Raw genomic sequence first — 22,175 nt, 5'->3', positions numbered from 1 at the left:
TTACCAATCCTTGTAGGCCGTGCCGTCGTGTGCGGTGCCATCGGCGCCACTCTTCACGTCGTATACGCCGGTGCCGTTTTCCGGGTTGACGATCACCCATGTATCACGGCGGCTGGTGATGGGGTCGAGTGGTACTTCGCGCAGGTATTTGCGCGTGACCAGTTCATCCAGGTTTTCCGGGTAATGACCGGTGTCGGCATCAAACTTGTCGATGGCGTCACGCATAGCCACCAGGTTGTGCCGCAGCACCACTTCCTGGGCACGGTCGGTCTGCTGGAAGTACCGGGGTACAACCAGCGTCAACAGGCTGGCCATGATGGCCAGCACGACAAGGAGTTCGATCAGCGTAAAACCACGGCGGCTGGTCAGAGAGGAGGGGCGGATGGGCATGAATCAACGGTTACCACTGGCGATACGGCTGGCCATTGACGCCCACCGCTTCTGATAAAGAATAGACGTCATATACATCCTTGCCTTCTTCCGGCGAGTCTGGCGGACTGGCGTAGCTGCGTTTGCCCCAGGTTTCGTCGTTTTTCTTGCTGGGGCAGTCACAGAACGGATCACGTGGAATGCGGCGCAAGAAATACATCTTGTTGCCGGCCGGGTCTTTCATGTCTTTCACGCCATCAACCAGCACGTTGAGCGTCGGTGGAAAACCCGTGTCTTCAATCGATTTGGTGATGCGGCCGTCATCCGACGCTTGCTTGTAGGCGTCAATGGCGGCGCGCATCTGCCACAGGTCACGGCGCAGTTCTTCTTCACGCGTGCGCTGGGCGGCAATCTGCGTCAGCGGCAACGCCACCGTGGCCAGCACCGCCAGAATGGTCAGTGTCACCATCAGTTCAATCAGCGTAAAACCGCATTGCCGTTGCATCATGCGATCCCGGACTTAGCGCCTGCCCATGCTGCTGCGCACCTGCGGCACTGGCGTCGGTTGCCCGGTCGGCTGCGGCACGGGTTGTGGCGGCAAGGGCTGCGGTTGCGGCACGCCCGGCAATTGCTGTTGTGGCACCGGCATGACCGGTTGTTGGGCCGGCGCGGGTGCGGGGGCCGGCATGCTGCCATCCGTACCGTTGGTGATGTTGACCGTGGACTTGCTGCGCAACAGCAGTGGCTCCGTGGTCATCTGGCCTTCGGTACCGCTATCAAAGGTGGTGATGTAGGAGCTGGGCAGCGGCAGGTTGCGCACAATATGCGGCGTGATCAGCAAAATGAGTTCGGTTTTGTTCTTCTGGGTGGATTTGGTGCCAAAAATCCGATCCAGCACGGGGACTTCACCCAGGCCGGGAATGGCCGAGCCGGTGATCTGGTCATTGCGTTGCAACAGGCCGCCCAGCACCTGGGTTTCGTTATCGTGCGAGGCCATCACGGTTTCGGCGTGGCGCGTGCCAATCTGGTACACGGTCAGGCCGGTTTGCGTGGTAATGGTGTTGGTGACGTTGGAGACTTCCATCGTTACCTTCATGCTGATGTCGCCTTCCACCGAGATGGTCGGTTCTACGTTCAGCGTCAGGCCCACGTCCTGGTAGTTCACGTTTTCGCTGGTCACGCCGTTGCTGGTGGTGTTGGTAATCACCGGCAGCCGGTCACCAATCAGGATTTTGGCTTTTTCCTTGTTCTTCACGCGGATATTGGGCGAGGCCAGTACATTGGTATCGCCTTTGTCATGCGTGAGGTTGGCCGTGATGGTGGGCGAGCCAAAGTTCATCAGCACGTTGGAGCGGTTGATATTGGCCAACTGGCCCAGCGTGAGCGAGCCGGTATAAGTGCCGGCCGCGCTCGGGTTGACCGTGCCATCCGCATTGAGTGCCGGTACGCCCAGCGTGGCCGTAGCACTCTTGGGGTACTGAATGCCCAGGTTCAGCAGATCGGTGGTGGTGACTTCCAGAATCTGCGCGTTGATATCGACTTCAGACTGCGGCAGGTCAATGGCGTGGATCAGCCGTTCGGCCACTTCAATGGCTTCTGGCGTGTCCCGCATGACAATCATGTTCAGCCGGTCATCAATGTAGACGTCCCGCGTTTTGACCATCTGTTTGATCATGGCCAGCACTTGTTTGGGATCGGCGTTGCCCACGTAGAACGTGCGCATTACCAGGTCCTTGTAGTCCCGGTCTTTATCCGGACGCTTGGGATAGATCAGGATGGTGTTGTCGTTGAGGATCTTCTTGTCGAGCTGATTGGTGGTTAGCAACAGGTTGATCACATCCTGCACCGTGGTATCACGGGCAAAGATGGTGGTTTTCAGATTGGGTGGTACGTCCCGGTCAAAAATGAAATTGACCTTGCCAATGCGCGAAATAATGTCGAACACACTGGTCAGCGATTGGTCCCGAAACTGCAAAGAGATGGGGCTTCTGAGCGCAGCGGCCAGGGTCGGCTTGAGCGTGTTGTTGCGGGTGATTTTGCTCTGGATTTCATCTTTGAGGCGGATGGCCTGGATGTTGCGCGGATCGTCCGCCAACACCTGTTCGATCACCACCAGCGCGTTCTCGGGCTGATCGTTCTTGAGCGTTTGTGCGTACTTGAGCATGGAGGCGCGCCGCAGGTCGCCTTCAATCATGCTCACGCCTTCCTTGGCTACCGCATTGCCGGGCGCCCATTGCAGGGCATGCTGGAACGCGGCCAGCGCATTGGGGCTGTCACCCGCGTCACGCGCGGCGGCACCTTGTTGCACCAGCAACTGGACATACGTCTGCTTCTGGCGCTCATAGGCGGCTCGCAGTTGCAGATCATCCGGGTGGGCCGCCAGTTCGGTCTGCATGTACTGCATGCCCTGTTCCGGATTGCCCTGCAGGATCATCTGCCGGCCCATATCGGGCGCGGTCGGCGTGCACGCTGCCAGCAGCGCGGCCAGCAGGCCGGACCCCAAGTAGCGTCGCAAGCAAAATTGCGGGATGGTCATCATTCTTTTGTCCGCGCCGGTTACGGCGCTCCTCCGACGGGAAGCGTCTGCGGTTCATTGAGCGGCAGATAGGTCATGGCGATGGCGTCGCGGCTGACTTTATCTATGCGGTAAATGCCCAGCAGCACTTCTCCTTGTTGTACGCGTCCCAGCGCATCACAACGCTGGCAGATCACATATTGCTGACCACCCGCTTCCACCACAATCTGGTCGCCGGCCGGGTCATGCCAGGTGGCGACAACCCGCAGTGGCAATGGGGGCGCCACAGGTTTGGGTGTCGGTGTGGGTTTGGGGGTGGGGGTAGGTGGGGGCGGCAGCGGTTGCCAGTTCTGCCGCGGAAACAAATCAATAAAAGCGACGGCAGAGGCCGTGGATGCGGCAGAGGCTGTTTTGCCCGCCACAACGACCCCGCTGGCGGCGCTGGCCGTACTGGCGTCGGCCGCATCATTGCTGGCTGCCGCTTCACTGGCAATCTGGCTGATACGGGCAGGGCGGGCGCGGGATTGCACCACGGCATGGCTAGCGCTATCGGCCTCTTGCTGGCGGCCTTGCCACCAGGTGTAACCGGTCAGGCACAGGGTGACGCCCAATACAATCTGCAACGGACGCGACAGCATCAGCGTACCTCCGTCAGGTAGCTCAGCTGCAACTGCATGGACAACAGATCGTCATCAATGCGGCCACGCGTCATGATCAGTGTTTCTACCCGCACGCCAGGCAGGGCCTGCAGGTCTTGTACCAGCCCCCGGATATCCAGATAACGCCCTTGCGCCGGAAACTGCACGCCATAGCGCACCAGATGGCCATCGGCCTCGGTGGAGGATTTGAAATCGCTCTGGTTGATGACAATGTGGTGCTGCTCGCCCAGGGTGCTGACCTGGCGCAAAAAGTCGGTAAAGGTATTGGGGGTCTTGAGAGCCTGCAAACCCGCCGTGGCCGACGCCGCGCTGGCGTTGCTGCGCAGGCGGTGCGACAGGTCTTCCACATCCGCCTCGCGCCGGTCCAGATCCTTGTTGAACGGCATTACGGTCTGCCGATACACCAGAATGCCGGCCACGATCAGCGCCAGACCCACCCAGCCCAACAGACCGGCGTATTTGGGCCACTGCCGCAGTGTCCAGATCACTTGGGCTTGCTTCATGGCTGCGGCTCCCGCCACACCACTTCCATCACCGCTTGCGTTGGCTTGAACGGGTCGGTGATCTTGACGCCTTCATGCGCCATGGTCACACGCTGGACGTTGGGCGTTTTTTGCAGGGTATCGACCAGCGCCAGGGCATCGTTGAGCGAGCGTGATTCCAGTTCCAGCTTGAGATCACGGTCGGCCGTATTGACCTCAATCTTGGTGTAGGCCACGTTAGGGCCCCAGGTTTTTTCCAGCAGCGCCAGGCCGGTGACCGGGCTGATCATCTGCCCACGGCGAATGGTGGCGATCTTGGCGTTGGCCGGAATCTCCTTGCGGGCGGCCTGCTGCTGCTGTTCCAGGTGTTTTTTCTGCCAGTTCACCTGGTCTTCGCGCTCCGCAATCTGGTCGCGGCGCTGCTTGGCGATATCTTGCTGGGTCAGTGCCCACAACATGACCACGACGCCAATCGTGGTCATGACCAGGCCAATCCACGGGGTGTGGGTGGCTTTACGATGAAAATCAAGCTGGATGGGCTGCATCAGACTTGCCCCGCCAAGACGGGTTCAGCCGCTTCACGCCAGTCGGCGGGCCACGCAAAGCGCGGGTGCACGCCACCCAGCGGCTGCAAGGTCATGCCTTCGGACTGCAGATCAGCGGCTTGAAGCTGGATGTCTGAGGACACCACATACACCTGGCGCGGCATGAAATCCGACACCAGCATGGCTGCATCACGCACCAGCGCGGCCAGCGCTTCGCCATCCGGCCTTGGGTTCAGTGCAAAGGGCAGGGTGACACTGGCACGCCAGCCGCTGCGCCAGAACACACAGGTGCTGTGCTCGGCTTCAATCAGCAGCAGCACAAACTCTTTGCCTTTGAGCGCTTTGTGATGGCGGTTGATGGCGGCGGTCAGCAGCGGCTCGCAATGGGTCAGACGCACTTTCTGGGTTTTGGCCAGCTCCACCAGGGTTTGATACAAACCCTGGTCCATGGCTGCGGCCAGCCGTGGCCGGCCGTACACGCCCTCGGCTACCTGAATGCGCCAGGTTTCCGTTCCTACGCCATATTGCTGACCCAGCAGCACGCGGGCGTAGCCTTGCCAGTCCGCATCCCGCTTCAGGTTGTCTTGCCACGGCAGCACCGTATAACGCACCCACGGCGCGCCAATCATTAACTGCAGTGTGTCGATACCAAAGCGCCCGCGCGGAGATTGCGCCAGCAGTTGCTGCAAGCGGGTGATGGCACTTTCGGTGGATTGTTCAATCGGGGCGCGCCGGCGCTGGGGCAGGGCTTTGCCGAAAGCCGGGCCGCTGGCCAGCAAAATGTGCCGGCGCGAAAACCATGCGTGATGGTTAATCCAGGAATGTGACACGATTCACCTCCTGTAATGTCGTTTCTCCGCGTGACACCACCGCAATGGCGGCCTTGCGCATGCTGATAAACCCTTTGCTGGCGGCCAGTTGTTTGACTTCCCCAGCGGGTGCGCGGCTGGCGATGGCTTGTTTGAGGGCGTCATCCAGCCGCAAGACTTCGGCAATGGCTTTACGGCCCAGGTAGCCGGTGCCACGGCAGGCCTGGCAGCCGGTGCCTTTCCGGAAACGCCAGGCGGCGGTTTGTTCACGCGTCACGCCGGAGACGGCCAGCAGCTCGTCGTCCGGATTGTCGTCGGTAATACAGTGCGGGCAAATCTTGCGGATCAGCCGCTGTGCCACCACGCCAATCAGCGCGTCGACAAAACTGTGTGTTTCCACGCCCATATGCAAAAAGCGGTCGAGCACGCTGAACACATTGTTGGCGTGGACGCTGGTCAGCACCAGGTGGCCTGTCAGCGCCGCCTGCACCGCAATATTGGCGGTTTCACCGTCACGGATTTCCCCGACCAGAATCTTGTCCGGGTCATGCCGCAAAATGGAGCGCAACCCCCGTGCAAACGACAAACCCTTCTTGTCGTTCACCGGAATCTGCAAAATGCCCTGCAACTGGTATTCCACCGGGTCTTCAATGGTGATGATCTTTTCTTCACCGGTGTTGATTTCGGAGAGCGTGGCGTACAGCGTGGTGGATTTGCCCGAGCCCGTGGGGCCCGTCACCAGCAACAAACCGTAGGGCTCGGTGGCCAGGCTGCGGATATTGCTCATGGTGGTGTCATCAAACCCGAGGATATCCAGCCGCAACTGTTTGAAGGCATCCCCGGCGTTTTGTTTATCCAGCACCCGCAGTACCGCGTCTTCGCCCCAGATGGAGGGCATAATGGAGACGCGAAAATCCACCTCGCGGCCATTGGCCAGCACCTTGAAACGGCCATCTTGCGGAATACGTCGTTCGGAGATATCCAGTTCTGCCAGCACCTTGAGGCGAGAGATCACCTGCTCGGCGGTCTCGACACCGCTGGCACCGCCAATATGCAGCAGTACGCCGTCAATCCGGTATTTGATCGCCAGACCAGTGTTGGTGCTTTCGAGGTGGATGTCCGACGCCTTGGCTTTCAGTGCGTCATACAACGTGGAGTTCACCAGCTTGACCACCGGGTTGCTGTCTGCGGCCAGCGTGGCCAGACTGATTTCCGGCACGCCGGCCTGACCGGTTTCGCCTTCGGTGCCGACAGCCAGTTGATCCATGGCCCGGTGCGAGGTCTCAAAACTCTCCAGCCAGGTACGCACATCGTCGTAATGCGCCAGCACGGTGGTGTAGGGCATGGATACGCGTTGTTGTACCCAGTTGCGGGTCACGCGGTTGAACGGGTCGCCCAGCACCAGCCGCAGCGTGCCATCCACGTCTTCCACCATCAAACATTGATGGCCGACCGCATCGCCATAGGGCAGCAGGTCATAGCGCGGAAATTGCGCCGTCAGATCTTCCCGGCCCAGAGCGGGCAGGCCCAGATAGCGGCTGACTTCCTGGCGGTAACCGTCGTTATCCAGCCCCAGCGTTTGCTGTAACAACAGCGGCACGCCCGCTTCGCCGGCGCTTTGGCGCAAATGGCTCAGGAGTTCCAGGTTGAGCGTGCTCATTGCATGCTCCCGGCCAACTGGAAAATCGGCATATATAAAAGGAACACGATGGAGCCGATCAGTACGCCGATCAGCAACATCAAAATGGGTTCAAACAAGCGCGTGAACATTTCAATGGCGCGATCCAGTTCTTCATCACAGAACTGTGCCGCGCGCTCGCTCATGGTGGCCAGCTCGCCGCTTTGCTCACCCACGCGCAACAGGCGTTCAGCCACCGGTGTGGTCAGCCCGTAGCGCGGCAGGGTAGCAGAGAGCGACTGGCCGGATTTGATATCGACAATGGCTTGCCCCAGCGCCAGACGCATGGGGGTGGGCAACAATTGCGCCGCCATTTCCAGCGCCGCCACCAGCGATACCCCGCCCGACAACAACAAGCCCACGGTGCGGAAAAACCGGGTCAGCGAAAACAAGCGCCGGTATTCGTTCATGCTGGGTAAACGCCAGAACGCCTCGGTCAGCGCCAGTTGCACCGCCGGAGTCCGCAGCAACACCACGGCCAGAATAATGCTGCCGATAATGCCGCCAAACAAAATGTCGCCATGCTGGTGCACCAGTTCACCCCACCACAGCAGCACCTCTGCGGCAAATGGCAGATTCTTCATGCTGGCGTAAATCTGGCTGAATTTCGGGATCACATAGAACAGCAAGAACAGCATGATGCCGCCGCCAATGGTGATGATCACCATGGGATAAATCAGCGCGGAGATAATCTTCTTCTTCACCGCCGCCAGGCGCGATTCGTAGTGGTGATAACGCTTGAGCGCGTTGGCCAGATGCCCGGTTTTCTCGGCTGAACCCACGGTGGCAATGTACAGCGGCGGAAAATGCTCCGGCATTTGCGAGAGCACCCGGGAGAACGTCAAACCCTGATACAGGCCATCAATCATCAGCCCCAGCACCACACGGTTACCGTCAGCGGCACTTTTTTCCTTGAGCGTTTCCACGGCTTCCACCAGCGTCAGGCCGGCTTCCAGCAGCGCAATCAGCTCTTGCGTGAACAGAGAGAGCGCAAACTCGCTTTTGCCCATGGAAAGCCGTTGCACCGGGCGTGCCGAAACCAGAGCCGCACCCTGCGAAGCGAGGCGCTCTTTAAGCTCGGCCTCGTTGGCAGCGTCCAGCTCCAGTTCCTGCAGATTACCGGCAGAAAGGGCAGTGACCTTGTAGCGCATGGCGCAAGACCGGGGTGCGCTTACTTACTGGAAGTAAGAGATGTCGGCGTCCTCATCGGTCCCGCCCGGTTTGCCATCGGCACCGTAGGAGATGAGGTCGAAATCGTGGCCGTTCTCGCCAGGGCGGCGATACACGTAGGGTCGATCCCACGGATCATTGGGCACGTCCTTGGTCAGGTACGGGCCTTGCCACTTGGGCTCGTCGTTGGGCTTGGTGTTGAGCGCAGTCAGACCTTGCTCGGTGGTGGGGTAGTGGCCCACATCCAGCCGGTAATGGTCCAGCGCGTCTGCCAGAGACTTCATCTGGCTGGCTGCGGTTTTGATCTTGGCCTTGCCGACCTCGCCAAACAGCTTGGGGCCGACGTAGCCGGCCAACAGGGCAATGATCAACAACACGACCAGCAATTCAAGCAGCGTAAAGCCGCTGTTACGCATACGACGATATTGCATTGCTTTATCTCTACTTGTTTTTACCTGCTTTGGCCGCGCCGTTTGATCCGGCGCAACTCCATCCTCAAATCGCATCGTATACGGCAGGCTAAAGTGCGGCAAGCGAGAGGGCGCGCGGCAGGGAGCAGGTATGCTAAAAGAGTCAGTACCCACCACGAAGCTCACAGGGAGCTGACGGGCAGCAGACAGAATCTACAGTGACTTGAGTAAAAAGGGTCAGAAAATCAGAGCTTTGTCGGTTAGAGGCAACAATCAGGATGAAGTGTCGCAGATTATCGGCAAAACAACACCGTTGGGCCGATGCAACAGCCTGAAAGGATTGTCAGCCTGTGTTGGCTTCACGGTGATGACAATGGCGTGCCTTGATGAAAAATCATTTGCCAGCGGGCCTCACGCTGCTGCCAGATTGAGCTGCGCAAAGACCGTGCGCCTGGCCGCTGCGCCGTGGCTAGCCGCTCTGCCGCATAGGTCACCAGCGCCGTATCTGGCGCCAGCCGGGTCAGCACAAACTGGCTGATGCGCCGTTCAGAAAATGTTTCTTGGGCCAGGGCCTCAATCACCGCAGATTTGTGCCAGTGCGTGCCGTTGATGCCGTGCTCAAAATAATCATCCGCCAGTAACTGCCCCAACGCGGCCGCATCCGCCCGGATGTTTTGCTGGTGCAGTTGCTGTTCCAGATGCAGCAGATGATCTGCCAGGTGCGCGTCAGTCATATCGTTGCCAGAAATACGGTGTATGGATATATAGCCTGAACATTGCCTGAACGGCGCATCCGAAACAGCAAACCAGAAGGAAAAACCATGTCCGCACCCGTCACCGTTGCTGCTGATAGCACCGCCGTTCGCGTTGCCTTATGGCGCGCACTGCATCTGGAAGCCGACGCCGCACCGCATGTCATCCATGACGATGTGGGCCTGAAACTGGCGGCCCCGGAGGGTGACTGGCGGGCACGGCCGGATATGCACCCCCAGCACACCGCACCGTTCCGGGCCTCCATCATTGCCCGTTCCCGGTTCATCGAAGACCAGGTCATCGACGGGATCAAAGCGGGCGCGGCACGGCAGTACGTGTTGTTGGGCGCCGGGCTGGATTCGTTTGCGCTGCGTCGCCCGGATATCGCCGCGCAACTGGCCATCTTTGAAGTTGATCAACCGGGCCATCAGGCGTGGAAGCAACAACGACTGGCCGAACTGGGCCTGACGCCGCCCGCGAGCGTGCATTTTGTACCGGTGGATTTTGAAGCGGGAGATGACTGGCTTAAAAAACTGGTCAAAGCGGGTTTCCGGACGGACGAGCCCGCCATGGTGACCTCTACCGGCGTCAGCATGTATCTGACGCATGACGCCATTGTCGCCATGTTGCAGCAGGTGGCCTCCCTGGCGCAGGGCTCGCAATTGGTCATGACTTTTCTGTTGCCGATCGAGATGGCAGACCCCGCCTTGCAACCCGTTTTGCGGATGGGTGAAGCGGGCGCAGCCGCCAGCGGTACGCCCTTTATCAGTTACTTTCAGCCGCAAGAGATTGTGAATCTGGCCCTGGCTGCCGGGTTCAGTGAGGTCACGCATATCTCGGCCGACGCGCTGGCCGAGCGCTACTTTGCCGATCGTCCGGATGGCCTGCGTCCGCCCGCCCGTTGTGAAGAGTTGATTGTGGCGACGGTGTGACCTCTGCCGGTCAGCCTGGCGCTTTGACCTGCAACAGGCGTTCGGCCAACTGGTGGATTTCCGCCACCAGTTCAGGTGGCGAAACCACTGTAAACGCATAGGGCATCTGCGCCAGTTGGCGTGCCATCCAGGACAGCGTGTCTACCTGACTGCGCAGGCGCGTACCCTCCGGGGTGCTCTCCAGAATACCCAGATCGGCGTAGACATATTTGCGCGTGTCTTCCAGCGGCGCATGCAGGATGACCTCCACCGCAAAGCCGCGCGGCAAAACGGCCATGGCGTGGTTCAGAAAGGCCAGCACATCAAAGCCTTCCGGTCGCAGAAAACTGGCCGGCACCGGGCGCACGGCCAGCATGCGGTCCAGCCGGAACGAGCGCATTTCACAGCGCAAGTGACAATACCCCACCGCATACCAGCGGCCATCGCGCCAGGCCAGGCTATAGGGGTCAAACTGGCGCTCGGTGATCGCGGCATCGGTCTGGTATTTGATCTGGACGCGTTGCTGCAATTGGGCGGCGGTCGACAACGCCACCAGCGCGGCATTGTCCTGGACTGCCGGGGCGCGGGTCAGGTCCAGGGTGACGGTCTCTGCCACTGCGCGCAACTGGTGACGCAACATGTCTGGCAGTACGCGCTCCAGCTTGGCCTGGGCGCTGCTCACGGCCGGCGCGGCCTGGGCCAGCCCCAGGCTGCGCGCCGCTTGCAGCCCCAGTGACAAGGCCAGGGCTTCCTCGTTGGTGAACATCATGGGCGGCAGCTTGAAGCCATGCATCAAGCGGTAGCCGCCATCCCGCCCGCGTTCTGCGGTAATGGGGATGCCCATTTCTTCCAGCCGCGCGATATCGCGCCGCAGGGTGCGGACGTCTATATCCAGCCTTCGTGCCAGTTCACTGCCGCTGACCAGTCCCTGGGTCTGCAGCACTTCCAGCATGGCCAGCAAGCGATGGGATGAATGTGCCATGCCGGAGCCTGTTCATGGCCTTTGCGCGCCAGCGTTCATGACGCAAGCGGTGCGATACAAGGCGCAAGTCGCGCCGTGGTACGGGTACCCCGAAAGCGGGGCACCACAAGGGCGCCACAAGCGGCTTGCAACGCCGTAGCGTGCCGCTTGCGTCTTGAACCCGAAGGGCCGGGCCATTAAAAGGTCATTCACTGCGTTGTACTCCTTGCCAATAACCGGTTATTGGCTGCGTCGCACGCCTTGTGCCTGACCTTTTAATGACACGGCGCTGGTGTGCAAAGACCATGAACAGGCTCCAATCATAAGCGCGAATCAGGGCAGTTTCTGTCCTCTTTCGCGCATAAAGTTTGTCCACGGCAAATAACCGGCAACGACCGCTTTTGACACTGGCACAAGAACGCAGGAGCAGATCATGGACAGCTTGGCAGGACTCTGGTTGATTTTTGGACACGCCATCACCGCCCAGTTGCGGACGCACCGGCTGCAAGCCCGCTGGTGGCTGCTGCGACTGGCGGTGGTGTTGTTGCTGGCGCTGGCATTATGGTTGATCTACACCCACTGGCCGACGTGGCGACCGGCCCCCATGCATTTTTCCATGGCCATTGATATCAACCTCTTCGATAGCTCATCGGGCTGATTTGCCAAAGCATCCGGCGCGTTGGGGCGTAAACCGCTACCATTGCGGTTTTACCGCTGTATGCCGGATTAAACCCATGTCTTTTGACACGCTTGGCCTGATCGACCCCTTGTTGCGCACCTTGCAGGCGCTCAATTACCAGAAACCCACGCCCGTGCAGGCCAAGGCGATCCCGGCCGTATTGAGTGGGCGCGACGTCATGGCGGCCGCGCAGACCGGTACCGGCAAAACGGCAGGCTTTGCCTTGCCGATCTTGCAACGCCTGACGCAGAACGGCCCGGCGGTGGGCAGCAACCGCGCCCGCGTGCTGGTGCTGGTGCCCACGCGGGAACTGGCCGAGCAGGTACTGCAAAGCTTTATTGATTACGGCAATGGTCTTGGTCTGCGTTTTCTGGCGGCCTACGGCGGCGTCAGCATCAACCCGCAAATGATGGCGCTGCGCAAAGGCGTTGATGTACTGGTGGCTACCCCGGGTCGATTGCTGGATTTGCATCGTCAGAACGCCGTGCAATTTGACCAGTTGCAAACGCTGGTGCTCGACGAAGCCGATCGCATGCTGGATCTGGGTTTTGCGCGCGAACTGACCGCCGTATTTGCGGCCCTGCCAGCGCAACGGCAAACCCTGTTGTTCTCTGCCACCTTTACCGATGATATCCGCAGCATGGCGGCGGGGATTCTGATCAACCCGCTCAATATCAGCGTGAGCCCGCCCAACGTCACCGCCAGCAAAATCAAGCAATGGGTGGTGCCGGTCGACAAGAAAAACAAACCAGAACTGTTTATGCATCTGGTGGCGCAGAACAAGTGGGAACACGCATTGGTGTTCGTCAAAACCCGCAAGGGTGTGGATTACCTGGCGGAACTCTTGTACGCAGCGGGTCATGCGGTGGATACCATTCACGGCGACAAGCCCCAACCGGCCCGTTTGCGCGCGCTGGAGCGCTTCAAAACCCGTGAGATCGACATGCTGGTGGCCACCGACGTGGCCGCGCGCGGGCTGGATATTGACGATCTGCCGCTGGTGATCAACGTGGATTTGCCGATTGTGGCGCAAGACTATGTGCACCGCATTGGCCGTACCGGCCGTGCGGGGGCCAGCGGCGTGGCCGTGTCATTGGTCTGCGCGGATGAAGCCCCGCAACTGGCCGCCATTGAAGCGCTGATCAAGCAAACCCTGGTGCGGGAAGAAGAACCGGGTTTCGAGGCAGAACATCGCGTGCCGGAAACCAGCAGCACCGGTCATGTCCTGAAAAAACCCAAGAAACCAAAGAAACCCAAAGTAGCATTGGGGGTGCCTGGCGAGCAGGTGTTGCGCAAGCACCCCAAGCCGCAAGCCAGATCGCAAGGTGCGGGCGGCCGCAATCCGGCCGGGGCACGTGATCCCGGCGCCGGAAAAAGCGCCGAACCCGTCAACCCCTTCAGCCGGCTCAAGCCCGGCGCCAAACCGGCCAGCAAGCCTGTTGGCAGCAAACCGGCTGCAGGCAAACCGCGCTCGGGTGGCGGTAAACCTGCTGGCAAACCCATGGGCGGCAAGGGTCGCCGCCAACCTTAAAACAGACTGGCGGTTTGCGGGCCGCTAGCCGGAATCGGCGCGGCCTCTGCCTTCATCAAGTCTGCCGGAAAAGGCCGCAGAAAACTGCGCGCCAGTTCCGGGTCTTTACACGCCAGCCAGGCGTCGTATTCCCGGGGCGGCACAATCACCAGTGAGCGCTTCTCGTCCTCTGGCTTGTGAAAGCGCCGCATCAGCGGGTGATCATCGGCATTGATGGTGATCTGGGTAAACGAGTAACTCACCATGTCATCCGCCTCGCGCCAGGCCCGGATCAAACCGGCCACGGCAAATGGCTCGCCGCTTTGCATGCCGATACGCCAGCGCACGGGGCGGCCGGCTTCATAGTTGGGCTCAAAGAAACAGGTCATGGGCACCAGGCATAGCTGGCCGCGCAGCCACGGCTGCCGAAAACTGCGGGTCTCGCCCAGGGTTTCAGAACGCGCATTCATGGTGCTGTAGCGCACGCCTTCGGGCAGGCGACGCTTGGGGATCATGCCGTAACTGCCCACCAGCGCTCGCCGTGCCTGATCACCCGCAGCAATCACCGGCGCGGCGTAGTCCTGCCAGGTTTCAGCGGGCCAGGCTTCATGCTCCATGGCGAGGCTAGTGGCGAAATAACGGGTGATCTGCTGCTGGGTGGGCGGGATGAAATTGACGCACATGATCCGGTACGCAATGAGGCGGATAGGGCTTGATTGTATCCAGGCATCGCGCAAATCACGAACGGATGAATGCAGATGGAGTCTGGAATGGCGAACAAGCCGGTGCCTGGGGGAAATCAGTTATCCAGTTCATGCGCCACGTATGCGGCCCAGTCAAAGCGCGTATCCGGAAAGCTCAGTCCGGCATTGCGGCTGGCTTCCAGGATATAGCCGCTACTGACCATTTGCAGCATGGCCTCGTTGATTCTGGCGAATAGCGGCGCGTTGCGCCATTTGTTGGAGAGGGCGAAATAACCGGCGGAGTTCTGAATGCGCGGCGTTACCGGTTTGATGCCGGCAAACTCCGGCCGGGCAACGCGCGGGGCAAAGTCACGCTCGTTGCCTGCCACCAAAGAGATCCGGCCGGTGAGCAAAAGGCGCAACGCCTGGTCAGATGAATCGACCTCGACCAGATTCAACTGCTGGCGGAACGCCTCAAAATGCTCGCCCAGTGTCCAGCCGCGCACGATGGCCACTTGCTGGCGCGGCAGGCTGGCCAGTTGACCATCCCAGGTGAAGGGGACTTTGGCCAGGCCGTAAAACAGGGCATCGTCGAAATAAAATGGCCGGCTCAAGTAGACCATATCGTGTTCGCGCACGCGGGTGCGGTACGGGCCGATCAACAGGTCGGCCTCATTGCGGGCAATGAGCGCCTGTGCGCGTTTCCAGGGCAAGAGTTCCACATTGCAATGAAATCCGGCGCGCTTGCCCAGTTCTTCCAGGACATCCAGCGCAAAGCCGCGCGGGCCGTCGGGGGTGTTGCGGGTCAATGTGGTGAATTCGGTGCCGACACAGCGCAGTTCAGTCACCGCCGCAGAGGCGACGGCGGCCACCAGCCACAGGCCCAGGGCACACAGTGCCTGATGCAGCCGGTCAAGGCGCATAGGGTAATCGTCTGAATGCGGCCCGCATCATGCTGTTATCCCCCGGTGTCATTATGTATATCAGTATAGGTGGCGGGGCATTACAGGCGCTGTACACAAAAGAAATCTCCCATGACCGGAATGCCGGATTCATTGCGGATGGCGCCATGGCTGTGATGCACCAGCGTGAGATGGTGTTGTTCCAGTTGCAGGGAGACCCATTGATATTGATGGCTGTAGCGCCCGCTGGTGTTCAGCCGCCAGGGTTGTTCCTGCGCAGGGTCCAGCGTTTCCGTGGTGAATACCAGGTGGCCACCGGGTTTGAGCGCAGTGAAGGCTTCTTCAAAAAACGGTGCCAATACGCCGACGTAGATCAGCGTATCCAGACAAACCAGCAGATCAAATCCGGCCTCATGTTTGGCCAGAAAGTCGTGTACATCCGCCTCGTGCAGTTCGGCGTAGACCTGGCGTTCTGCGGCTTTATCCAGCATGGCACGGCTCAGGTCGACGCCGATCAAGCGGTGGGCATAAGGGGCGAGGAGCTCGCCAGCCAGGCCAGTACCGCAACCCAGATCGGCCACACTCAAGGACGTGGCTGGTCGATACCGGGTTTGCAGCCAGGTGGCCAGCCATGTTGGCCCGGCATAACGCAGCCGGCCCAGAATATGGTCGAAATTGTGGGCAAAGCCATCAAACGTGTTCTTCACGTAATCCGGGCTGCAACGTACCGGCATTTGCTGCAGATAAGCCGCGCGCAGGTGCAAGGCTTGCGGATGGTCTGGTTCGGCCGCTAGCCATTGTTCGAACACGGCCAGCGCCGCTTCGGTGTGGCCCAGTGCGTGCCAGGCTTGCGCCAGCATGACTTTGGAAGTGACCTGCTCCGGTGCGGCAATCAGTCCCTGACAGTTCAGGGTGCGTGCCTCGTCAAACCGTTGCTGGCGCAGGCACAGGGCGGCGTGTTGAAACCAGGCATCCGGGCAGGCGGGGTTGATCTGTTGGGCGCGGATAAAACACGGCTCGGCGTGTTCGTCTTCGCCCAGGGTTTCAAAAGCACTGCCCAGGTTGGTCCAGTAGAAATATTGCGTGGGGGCCAGCGTCACCGCGCGTTGCAGGGCAGAGATGGCCGCTTGCGGGTCGTCCAGCCGCGCCAGCGTCAGCCCCAGATTGAAATGCCATTCACTGTGCCGTGGATCAAGACTGACGGCGGTGTAGAGATGCTCTCTGGCCTCGGTCAGCCGCTGGTTTTGTTGTAACAGAAACCCCAGCCAATGGTGGACGTCGGCCCAGTCCGGGGCCTCGTGCAACAAGGTACGGTAGTGTGCTTCGGCGTCGGCGGTCTCGCCTGCCAGATGCGCTTTCAGGGCAAGGTTCAGACGCGCTTGCAAAGGGTGCTGTGCCTGCATGGGGAGCCGCTGATGAGCCTGGATACCAGCGGCATATTCCCACAGATTGCCCGGCGCGGGCAGTGCGCGGGTTGTACTGTTGCGTCAGGTGCGGATCAGCCGGGGTGCGCTGGCGCTGCTGGCGGCAAATTCCGGGAACAGTGCCGCCAGATGGGCATCGGGCAACAGCAAGTGGCGCTCCGCCACTTGTGCCAGCACCGCCCGAAAATCCGTGGTGATGGCCAGATCCCGCCCGTCATGCAGATTGCCGCCGGATAAACCCGGCCACTGGCCGTGAACCTTGCCGCCAGCCACATCGCCGCCCAGCACCCACATCACATTGCCGTGGCCGTGATCGGTGCCGCCGTTGCCATTCTGGTGGACGGTGCGGCCAAACTCAGACATCACCACCACCACGGTATCGTTCATGGCCGGCCCCATCTGCCGCGTAAACGCCGCCAGACCCTGGCCCAGCGGGCGCAGGCGATTGGCGAGCTGGCCGGTGGCGTTGCCCTGGTTGGCATGGGTGTCCCAGCCACCCAGCGCCATAAAGGCCAACTGGATATGGTTGTCATGACGTAGCAGGATGGCAAGGTGGGCGGCATCGTTGGGAAAGCCATCCGGCAGCGGTGCCCCGTTGTTGGCGGCCTGCATTTCTTTGTCCAGATCGTCATTGCTGGCGGTCATGGAATTCATCATCTGTTCATGCGCGGCCCGGCCTTCTTGCCAGGTGGCGGCCAGTTTGTCGTCCCCGGCATACATACGGGCAAAGGCATCGCCAATGGCGGGGCGATCCAGCACGGTGGGTTTGGTGGCAGCCGAGCCGGCTGGCATATTGGCGACCGGATTGCTGCCGGCATAGATACGCGGCAACACCGGCCCGACACTGACTGCCCGCAGGCCGCCCGTTTGTGCGCTGGGCGGCAACTGACCCAGCAAGCGGTTCATCCAGCCGTCTTGCGTGGCTTTGCGGCCCGGCGTGCCGGACTCCATATAGTCTTGCGCATCAAAGTGCGACCGGGTGCTGTCGGGCGAGCCCGAGGCGTGGACAAAACCCAGTTGGCCCGATTGCCACAAGGGCAACAGTGGGGCGAGCGCCGGATGCAAGCCAAAGTAACCATCCAGATCCAGCACGCCGTTGTCGGCGCCCGGCTTGCCCAGCGCAATGCTGCTGCGCGCGGCGTAATAACCAGGGTCGCCATAAGGCGTGACCACGTTCAGGCCATCGACCGCGCCGCGCAGCATGATCACCACCAGCCGCTTGCCCGCTGGCGCGCCGGGCGCGGCTGTGGCGCCCCACGCATTGTGGCCCAGCGGAACAATCAGTGACCCGCTCAAGGCGGCCAGTTTCAGAAAATCGCGACGATGCATGGCGGTTCTCCAGTGAGGTGTGAGGGGTGAGGAGTGAGGTGAAAAATCAACACCGGGCGTAGCACTTGGCACATCGCCGGTTTTGGTTTTACCCCTCACACCTCACTCCTCACACTCAATATTTCATGAAATCCGGGCTGCCCAGCACCAGCGCGGCCTGCAGTTTTGCCGGGCTTTGCGCGATGGCGCTGCGGGTTTTGTCAGAGATACTGCTGCCCAGAACGGCGTACAGTTGCCCGGCATCCAGCGGGTTGTAACCGCCACGGTCTTGCGCCACGGCAGAGGCGTCATCCATCCCGTCCGGCACCTTGTTCAGCGGCAATTTGCCGGAGGCCAGGGCGGTGGCAAAGGCGGCGCGTTTGGCCAGGGCATCCTGGTTTAGCCAGGCGGCGTCGGTGACTTTGTAGCCATCTGGCGTTTGCCAGCCATACAGTGGCTGACCCATCTGGGCCAGGGTACGCAAGACCGGGCGCGGATTGATCAGTGGCACGCCACTGGCCCGCAAGCTGGAAATCACATAACGGTACGGGCTCTTGAAGCGTGTACCGGTGCCAGCGGTAAATTCCGGGCTGGTGAGCAAGGTGCGCATCACTTCACGCAGGTCGCCATCCGTTCGGGTGAAGGTCTGCGCCATGCGCTCCACCAGCGCGGGCGGCGGGTTGTCAGCCACAAAATAACGCGCCAGTTGATCACTGATGTGGTGTGCCGTGGCCGGTGCGCGTGCCAGTTGATCCAGCGCCAGTTCACCTTCACGCTGGCCCTGGTTATTGACCACCTGGCCCAGCCAGTGTTTGGTGCCCGTGTCGTGGCGGCGCGGATCAAAATAGAACGCGTCCTCGCCCCCGCCCTGGCGCGGGTTGATGGTCCAGCCGGTGAGCATGCGGGCCAGTTCGGTGACATCGGTTTGGGAATAACCGCCATCCACGCCCAGGGTGTGCAGTTCCATCAGTTCACGGGCGTAGTTTTCATTCAGACCGCTGGCTTTGGCTTGCTGGCCCAACGCCGCCCTGGGGGTGAAGCCGGGCGCTACCGAGAGCCAGTTGTCCAGATAAAACAGCATGGCAGGGTGGTGCGCCGTAGCCCCCAATAGATCACGGAATTTGCCCAGCACGTACGGGCGGATGGCTTCACGCTCATAACTGGCCATCAAGGCCCGATCCAGCCCTTTGCCCTGAAACACGTTGAAATGGTTGAACCAGAATTCCACCAGTGCTTCCTGCAACTGGTTCGGGCTGTTCACGGCTTGCAATAGCCGGGCCTCTGCGGCTTCTTCGGTGATTTGCCGGTAGAGATCCTGCCGGTCCTGCTTGCCCGCTTCCGGGTCTTTTTTGGCGGCTTGTGCGGCGGCCCTGAACTGGCGGATCAATTCATCCTGCGACAAGCGCGTGGTTTGCAATGCACCCAGTTGCTGCTGCAAAGCCGTGGGTAACGGCGTGCGCTCAGGGTGGAGTTGATCGTCCAGATAACGATCAACGCCGCTGGCCATGACGCGCGCGACGTCGCCCGGCGCCGGGCCGTAGGCGACGCGATTCAGCACATACAATGCCTGGGCTTGCGTCGCTGGTGCGGCCAGGCAGGTGGCCGGCAGCGCTGCCACTACGGCCAGCCGCAACAACACGTTCAACGCAGCGCGAGTCATGGCGCAGCTCCAGGTTTACTTGCCGATTTCGTGGCTGACAGCGTTTTCTTGCTGGTTCAGGCTGTGCTGGTCGGCCTTGGTCAGATGGCCGTTATCGTGCGAGGCCATGTCACGCTCTTCCTGACGGATCTGGTGGTCTTGCGTATGCAAAGACTTGGCCTGCGCCTTGGTGATCTGCCCATCCTTTACTTCATTGTGGATGCGTTTGTCCTGATTGTTCAGGCGGCTGTTCACTTGTTCGCGGCGCGGGTGATCCTTTTGCCACTGGGTGTCGGCCATAACGTGGCCAGCCAGCAGGGCAGAAACAGTCGCAATGCTGATAACAATCTTGTTCATGGTGTGTACTCCCCGTCATTGAAATAAATGTGTCGTGCATCGGCTACAGGGGAAATAACGGGGTCGCTGACAGGTCCGTGTACACAGCCAACGTCACGATACGTTGCGGTACGTGCAGAAAAGTGAGCCGGTTCACCCGTTCAGCGCCAGCGCGGGGCGGGCGCTGAACGGGTGTCAACCGCAAGTGCGCGGGCGGGTTACGCGCGGGCGTTTACCAACCCACCGCCACGATCAGATGGTTGGGATTATTGCAGCCCACGTCAGAAGAATGGCTGCCCACATCATCATAAGAGAAGCCATAGGCCAGGCCGGCAATGCCGTGGGTATGCCAGAACCGGGCGTACTGGTTGGCCGGTTCTGCCGGGTAGAAAGCGCTTTGCGGCACGGTGCTCCAGAAATTGGGGTTCACCAGCGTGCCATCTGCCTTGAACGTGCCGGGTTTCTCTGCCACATGGCGTTCTACGGCGGCGATCAGGTCTGGCCGGGAGCCATCGGCAAACCGGAGGAACGGCGTGGGCTTGGGTACGATGGACGGATCAATGCCATTGGCGGCCCACACCTGGTCGATATACGCGTTGTAGTACGCGGCGTTGGCGCCGTTGGCAGCAAAGTTGCTGGCGCTGCCGGGCTCCACAATGCGGTACGGCGCAAACTGGGTGGCGGTGCTGGCAAAGGTGGCTGAGACCTCGCCCAGATACTTCTGGAAGGTGACCGCGCGGTCTTCCAGGAAAGTGCCGTAGTCTTCGCCGCGCTGCACATCCGTGCCATCTGCGCATTGCAGGCGGATGGCCAGTTTCAGGCCAAACGCATCCACGCGGGTGGTGTCGCCGTTGAAGTTCCAGGGTTGCGAGGCATTGCTGCGGCCCACGTTGAATTCAATGAAATCGTAATAGCTGGTGTTGCTGGTGGTTGCCGCCGCCTGATTGGGGGCGATGAAGAAATACATGCGGGCCGAGTTGATGCCGGGCATGTCGTACACCGGTTCATCCGCAATCGAATGAAATTCGTTGACCTGGCCGCCGCTGGCGTTGGTGCCGGAAATCTTCCAGAAAATCTGCGCGTCCGGATACTTGCCGCCAGTCTGGTTGACGAACGAAACGGTCATGACATTGCTGGCGGCAGGCAGCGCAGCCACATTGCCCCAGAATGCGGCGGGTGGAGTGCCATCTGCATTCGGATTCAGGTGGGTGGCGGCCTGGTTTGATGCGGTCACGCCCGTGCCATTGCTGACGGCCACGGCGTACACGCTGCCGTCATCGCCCGTTGCGGTGGCGTTGGCAAAATAGCTGGCGGAGGTGGCGCCCGCAATGGCGACGCCATTTTTGTACCACTGCCAACCGGTCGCGCCGGGTGCGGTGACAAAGTAAAACGCCCGCTGGCCCACGGAGACCGTCTGGTCTGCCGGCTGGGTGGTGATCTGCGGGCCATTGCCGCTAGAGGCCAGCGGAATGGTCGGGGCACTGGTGTTGCTGGTGGTCGTGGTGGTGGCGGCACTGTTGCCACCGCCGCCACCGCAAGCGCTCAGCAGGGCGAGTGTGGCAAGGCTAAGCAAACCGGGTGCAATGCACCGGAAACGTGCGAATGGGCGGGTCATGAGCGGGCCTGTTTTCCTGGGATGTTTTTTTGGGTTCTGGTCTGTTGTCGGGCGTACGGTGTTGCGCCGCCATTGAACGCTTTCTGGCGGCGTTTTCTTCCTGCTTTTGTCCTGAAAGGCGCAGGCGGGGCGACAGCCGTTGGTCATCAGTCTGGCCAAAACGGTTTGGTGTTTTTAGCGTGTCGGGTCTCACACCGGTTTGCAGGTTTGTCTGAAACCGTTTTCAACAATGTTGACCAATTTCTGTTAACGCTAACAAGGCCGTTCACGATTTCAGGCAAGCCTCCTGTCAGAAAAAACAGTCCGGCCGTGCGCTTTTTTGGCACTTTTTCACAAAATAATGGTTTAGAATCACCAAAAAATAGCCGCATTGCCCATATTTGCACCAATGTTGTGCATTTTGACGCAGGGCATGCGGTAGGAGGTGGAGATGTGTTCAGTCGCCATTGTTTTATCCAGATTTGAAATCGATTTCATTGCGGATGGTGAACTGGGACACAAAAAGAGCATGCAGACCAACCATTTACGGGTTTTGCATGTCCTGGCGCGCGTGTAAACGTGTGATGGGAATGAAATCAATTTCAGAATCGGCATCGGTGGGCGAGGTTGTTTTTTGCCCATGCCAACGGTGTTGATCGAGAGCGCAAAACGCAGCCATTAGCTGCATGGGGTGGGTAAGGGCGCGGTGGTCGTCACGCTGCAACCGCGGCGTAGTCGTTGACGCTGGCAGTTCTGGCCAGCGTGGTTCCTGTTCGTGTTGTTGCTGTACCAAAAACATCGTCAATGTGGCTGACCGCCTCTCTGTGGGGTGGCGTGC

The 22,175-nt window shown here is 60.4% G+C and carries 23 protein-coding genes; 4 read left to right on the top strand and 19 right to left on the bottom strand.

Annotated elements, in window-relative coordinates; translation table 11 throughout:
* The 11 genes from HNQ50_RS07705 to HNQ50_RS07655 all read right to left on the bottom strand — a co-directional run bounded on the left by HNQ50_RS07705 (position 1) and on the right by HNQ50_RS07655 (position 9,371).
* The gene (locus HNQ50_RS07705; protein WP_184099297.1) at positions 1-390 is read right to left on the bottom strand and encodes a type II secretion system protein; all 390 of its coding nucleotides are present in this window, start codon (positions 388-390) and stop codon (positions 1-3) included.
* A 10-nt stretch (positions 391-400) separates the two neighbouring features.
* Positions 401-877: a type II secretion system protein gene (locus tag HNQ50_RS07700; RefSeq protein ID WP_246428636.1), complete on the bottom strand. Its 477-nt coding sequence runs from the start codon at positions 875-877 to the stop codon at positions 401-403.
* A 12-nt stretch (positions 878-889) separates the two neighbouring features.
* Positions 890-2,884, bottom strand: a complete 1,995-nt coding sequence (locus HNQ50_RS07695) for a secretin GspD/PilQ domain-containing protein (RefSeq protein ID WP_184099295.1) — start codon at positions 2,882-2,884, stop codon at positions 890-892.
* A 41-nt stretch (positions 2,885-2,925) separates the two neighbouring features.
* Positions 2,926-3,522: a hypothetical protein gene (locus HNQ50_RS07690; protein ID WP_184099293.1), complete on the bottom strand. Its 597-nt coding sequence runs from the start codon at positions 3,520-3,522 to the stop codon at positions 2,926-2,928.
* Complete coding sequence (locus HNQ50_RS07685; RefSeq protein WP_184099291.1) at positions 3,522-4,046, bottom strand: hypothetical protein; 525 nt, start codon at positions 4,044-4,046, stop codon at positions 3,522-3,524. The genes HNQ50_RS07690 and HNQ50_RS07685 overlap by 1 nt, the downstream gene beginning before the upstream one ends.
* On the bottom strand, positions 4,043-4,570 hold the full coding sequence (locus HNQ50_RS07680) for a hypothetical protein (RefSeq protein ID WP_184099289.1): 528 nt from the start codon (positions 4,568-4,570) through the stop codon (positions 4,043-4,045). The genes HNQ50_RS07685 and HNQ50_RS07680 overlap by 4 nt, the downstream gene beginning before the upstream one ends.
* A complete protein-coding gene (locus tag HNQ50_RS07675) occupies positions 4,570-5,400 on the bottom strand; it encodes a hypothetical protein (RefSeq protein WP_184099287.1) in 831 nt (276 codons plus the stop codon). Before HNQ50_RS07675 ends, HNQ50_RS07680 begins: the two co-directional genes overlap by 1 nt.
* Positions 5,381-7,039 (bottom strand): GspE/PulE family protein, encoded by a 1,659-nt coding sequence (locus tag HNQ50_RS07670; RefSeq protein WP_184099285.1) that lies wholly within the window; start codon positions 7,037-7,039, stop codon positions 5,381-5,383. The genes HNQ50_RS07675 and HNQ50_RS07670 overlap by 20 nt, the downstream gene beginning before the upstream one ends.
* Positions 7,036-8,208, bottom strand: a complete 1,173-nt coding sequence (locus HNQ50_RS07665; protein ID WP_184099283.1) for a type II secretion system F family protein — start codon at positions 8,206-8,208, stop codon at positions 7,036-7,038. The genes HNQ50_RS07670 and HNQ50_RS07665 overlap by 4 nt, the downstream gene beginning before the upstream one ends.
* A gap of 24 nt (positions 8,209-8,232) precedes the next feature.
* Positions 8,233-8,658, bottom strand: a complete 426-nt coding sequence (gspG, locus tag HNQ50_RS07660) for a type II secretion system major pseudopilin GspG (RefSeq protein ID WP_221303067.1) — start codon at positions 8,656-8,658, stop codon at positions 8,233-8,235.
* Positions 8,659-8,996: 338 nt separating this feature from the next.
* Positions 8,997-9,371: a nuclear transport factor 2 family protein gene (locus tag HNQ50_RS07655; RefSeq protein ID WP_184099281.1), complete on the bottom strand. Its 375-nt coding sequence runs from the start codon at positions 9,369-9,371 to the stop codon at positions 8,997-8,999.
* A gap of 87 nt (positions 9,372-9,458) precedes the next feature.
* Here HNQ50_RS07655 and HNQ50_RS07650 point away from each other — a divergent pair, with 87 nt between their 5' ends.
* On the top strand, positions 9,459-10,322 hold the full coding sequence (locus tag HNQ50_RS07650; RefSeq protein ID WP_184099279.1) for a class I SAM-dependent methyltransferase: 864 nt from the start codon (positions 9,459-9,461) through the stop codon (positions 10,320-10,322).
* Between the two features lie 10 nt (positions 10,323-10,332).
* On the opposite strand, the gene HNQ50_RS07645 is transcribed toward HNQ50_RS07650, so the two are convergent.
* Positions 10,333-11,283 (bottom strand): helix-turn-helix transcriptional regulator, encoded by a 951-nt coding sequence (locus HNQ50_RS07645; protein WP_184099277.1) that lies wholly within the window; start codon positions 11,281-11,283, stop codon positions 10,333-10,335.
* Between the two features lie 412 nt (positions 11,284-11,695).
* Here HNQ50_RS07645 and HNQ50_RS07640 point away from each other — a divergent pair, with 412 nt between their 5' ends.
* Positions 11,696-11,920: a hypothetical protein gene (locus tag HNQ50_RS07640; RefSeq protein ID WP_184099275.1), complete on the top strand. Its 225-nt coding sequence runs from the start codon at positions 11,696-11,698 to the stop codon at positions 11,918-11,920.
* Between the two features lie 76 nt (positions 11,921-11,996).
* Positions 11,997-13,472: a DEAD/DEAH box helicase gene (locus HNQ50_RS07635; RefSeq protein ID WP_184099273.1), complete on the top strand. Its 1,476-nt coding sequence runs from the start codon at positions 11,997-11,999 to the stop codon at positions 13,470-13,472.
* Here HNQ50_RS07635 and HNQ50_RS07630 read toward each other — a convergent pair.
* The 7 genes from HNQ50_RS07630 to HNQ50_RS07600 form a co-directional block, all read right to left on the bottom strand.
* A complete protein-coding gene (locus HNQ50_RS07630) occupies positions 13,469-14,134 on the bottom strand; it encodes an SOS response-associated peptidase (RefSeq protein WP_184099271.1) in 666 nt (221 codons plus the stop codon). The two genes, HNQ50_RS07635 and HNQ50_RS07630, sit on opposite strands and share 4 nt — an antisense overlap.
* Positions 14,135-14,250: 116 nt before the next feature.
* Entirely contained in the window at positions 14,251-15,057 is an 807-nt protein-coding gene (locus HNQ50_RS07625) for a substrate-binding periplasmic protein (protein ID WP_184099269.1), read from the bottom strand.
* Between the two features lie 80 nt (positions 15,058-15,137).
* On the bottom strand, positions 15,138-16,439 hold the full coding sequence (locus tag HNQ50_RS07620; protein ID WP_184099267.1) for a tetratricopeptide repeat protein: 1,302 nt from the start codon (positions 16,437-16,439) through the stop codon (positions 15,138-15,140).
* A gap of 84 nt (positions 16,440-16,523) precedes the next feature.
* Positions 16,524-17,789: a DUF1501 domain-containing protein gene (locus HNQ50_RS07615; protein WP_184099265.1), complete on the bottom strand. Its 1,266-nt coding sequence runs from the start codon at positions 17,787-17,789 to the stop codon at positions 16,524-16,526.
* Between the two features lie 115 nt (positions 17,790-17,904).
* Positions 17,905-19,428 carry a DUF1800 domain-containing protein gene (locus HNQ50_RS07610; RefSeq protein WP_184099263.1) on the bottom strand — a complete coding sequence of 508 codons (1,524 nt, stop codon included), beginning with the start codon at positions 19,426-19,428 and terminating at the stop codon, positions 17,905-17,907.
* A 15-nt stretch (positions 19,429-19,443) separates the two neighbouring features.
* Positions 19,444-19,764 carry a hypothetical protein gene (locus HNQ50_RS07605; RefSeq protein WP_184099261.1) on the bottom strand — a complete coding sequence of 107 codons (321 nt, stop codon included), beginning with the start codon at positions 19,762-19,764 and terminating at the stop codon, positions 19,444-19,446.
* 211 nt (positions 19,765-19,975) lie between these two features.
* A complete protein-coding gene (locus tag HNQ50_RS07600; protein ID WP_184099259.1) occupies positions 19,976-21,358 on the bottom strand; it encodes a beta-1,3-glucanase family protein in 1,383 nt (460 codons plus the stop codon).
* Between the two features lie 72 nt (positions 21,359-21,430).
* Here HNQ50_RS07600 and HNQ50_RS07595 point away from each other — a divergent pair, with 72 nt between their 5' ends.
* The gene (locus tag HNQ50_RS07595) at positions 21,431-21,823 is read left to right on the top strand and encodes a hypothetical protein (RefSeq protein ID WP_184099257.1); all 393 of its coding nucleotides are present in this window, start codon (positions 21,431-21,433) and stop codon (positions 21,821-21,823) included.
* Positions 21,824-22,175: the final 352 nt, after the last annotated feature.

The sequence above is a fragment of the Silvimonas terrae genome (assembly GCF_014202765.1).
Taxonomy (GTDB): domain Bacteria; phylum Pseudomonadota; class Gammaproteobacteria; order Burkholderiales; family Chitinibacteraceae; genus Silvimonas; species Silvimonas terrae.
This window is presented reverse-complemented; position numbering and strand designations above follow the sequence as displayed.

What these genes read in the sequence shown, in the direction of transcription:
- HNQ50_RS07705 (WP_184099297.1), bottom strand. Translation starts at nt 390, where the DNA reads ATGCCCATCCGCCCCTCCTCTCTGACCAGCCGCCGTGGTTTTACGCTG.
- HNQ50_RS07700 (WP_246428636.1), bottom strand. Translation starts at nt 877, where the DNA reads ATGATGCAACGGCAATGCGGTTTTACGCTGATTGAACTGATGGTGACA.
- HNQ50_RS07690 (WP_184099293.1), bottom strand. Translation starts at nt 3,522, where the DNA reads ATGCTGTCGCGTCCGTTGCAGATTGTATTGGGCGTCACCCTGTGCCTG.
- HNQ50_RS07685 (WP_184099291.1), bottom strand. Translation starts at nt 4,046, where the DNA reads ATGAAGCAAGCCCAAGTGATCTGGACACTGCGGCAGTGGCCCAAATAC.
- HNQ50_RS07680 (WP_184099289.1), bottom strand. Translation starts at nt 4,570, where the DNA reads ATGCAGCCCATCCAGCTTGATTTTCATCGTAAAGCCACCCACACCCCG.
- HNQ50_RS07670 (WP_184099285.1), bottom strand. Translation starts at nt 7,039, where the DNA reads ATGAGCACGCTCAACCTGGAACTCCTGAGCCATTTGCGCCAAAGCGCC.
- HNQ50_RS07665 (WP_184099283.1), bottom strand. Translation starts at nt 8,208, where the DNA reads ATGCGCTACAAGGTCACTGCCCTTTCTGCCGGTAATCTGCAGGAACTG.
- gspG (WP_221303067.1), bottom strand. Translation starts at nt 8,658, where the DNA reads ATGCAATATCGTCGTATGCGTAACAGCGGCTTTACGCTGCTTGAATTG.
- HNQ50_RS07655 (WP_184099281.1), bottom strand. Translation starts at nt 9,371, where the DNA reads ATGACTGACGCGCACCTGGCAGATCATCTGCTGCATCTGGAACAGCAA.
- HNQ50_RS07650 (WP_184099279.1), top strand. Translation starts at nt 9,459, where the DNA reads ATGTCCGCACCCGTCACCGTTGCTGCTGATAGCACCGCCGTTCGCGTT.
- HNQ50_RS07645 (WP_184099277.1), bottom strand. Translation starts at nt 11,283, where the DNA reads ATGGCACATTCATCCCATCGCTTGCTGGCCATGCTGGAAGTGCTGCAG.
- HNQ50_RS07640 (WP_184099275.1), top strand. Translation starts at nt 11,696, where the DNA reads ATGGACAGCTTGGCAGGACTCTGGTTGATTTTTGGACACGCCATCACC.
- HNQ50_RS07635 (WP_184099273.1), top strand. Translation starts at nt 11,997, where the DNA reads ATGTCTTTTGACACGCTTGGCCTGATCGACCCCTTGTTGCGCACCTTG.
- HNQ50_RS07630 (WP_184099271.1), bottom strand. Translation starts at nt 14,134, where the DNA reads ATGTGCGTCAATTTCATCCCGCCCACCCAGCAGCAGATCACCCGTTAT.
- HNQ50_RS07625 (WP_184099269.1), bottom strand. Translation starts at nt 15,057, where the DNA reads ATGCGCCTTGACCGGCTGCATCAGGCACTGTGTGCCCTGGGCCTGTGG.
- HNQ50_RS07620 (WP_184099267.1), bottom strand. Translation starts at nt 16,439, where the DNA reads ATGCAGGCACAGCACCCTTTGCAAGCGCGTCTGAACCTTGCCCTGAAA.
- HNQ50_RS07615 (WP_184099265.1), bottom strand. Translation starts at nt 17,789, where the DNA reads ATGCATCGTCGCGATTTTCTGAAACTGGCCGCCTTGAGCGGGTCACTG.
- HNQ50_RS07610 (WP_184099263.1), bottom strand. Translation starts at nt 19,428, where the DNA reads ATGACTCGCGCTGCGTTGAACGTGTTGTTGCGGCTGGCCGTAGTGGCA.
- HNQ50_RS07605 (WP_184099261.1), bottom strand. Translation starts at nt 19,764, where the DNA reads ATGAACAAGATTGTTATCAGCATTGCGACTGTTTCTGCCCTGCTGGCT.
- HNQ50_RS07600 (WP_184099259.1), bottom strand. Translation starts at nt 21,358, where the DNA reads ATGACCCGCCCATTCGCACGTTTCCGGTGCATTGCACCCGGTTTGCTT.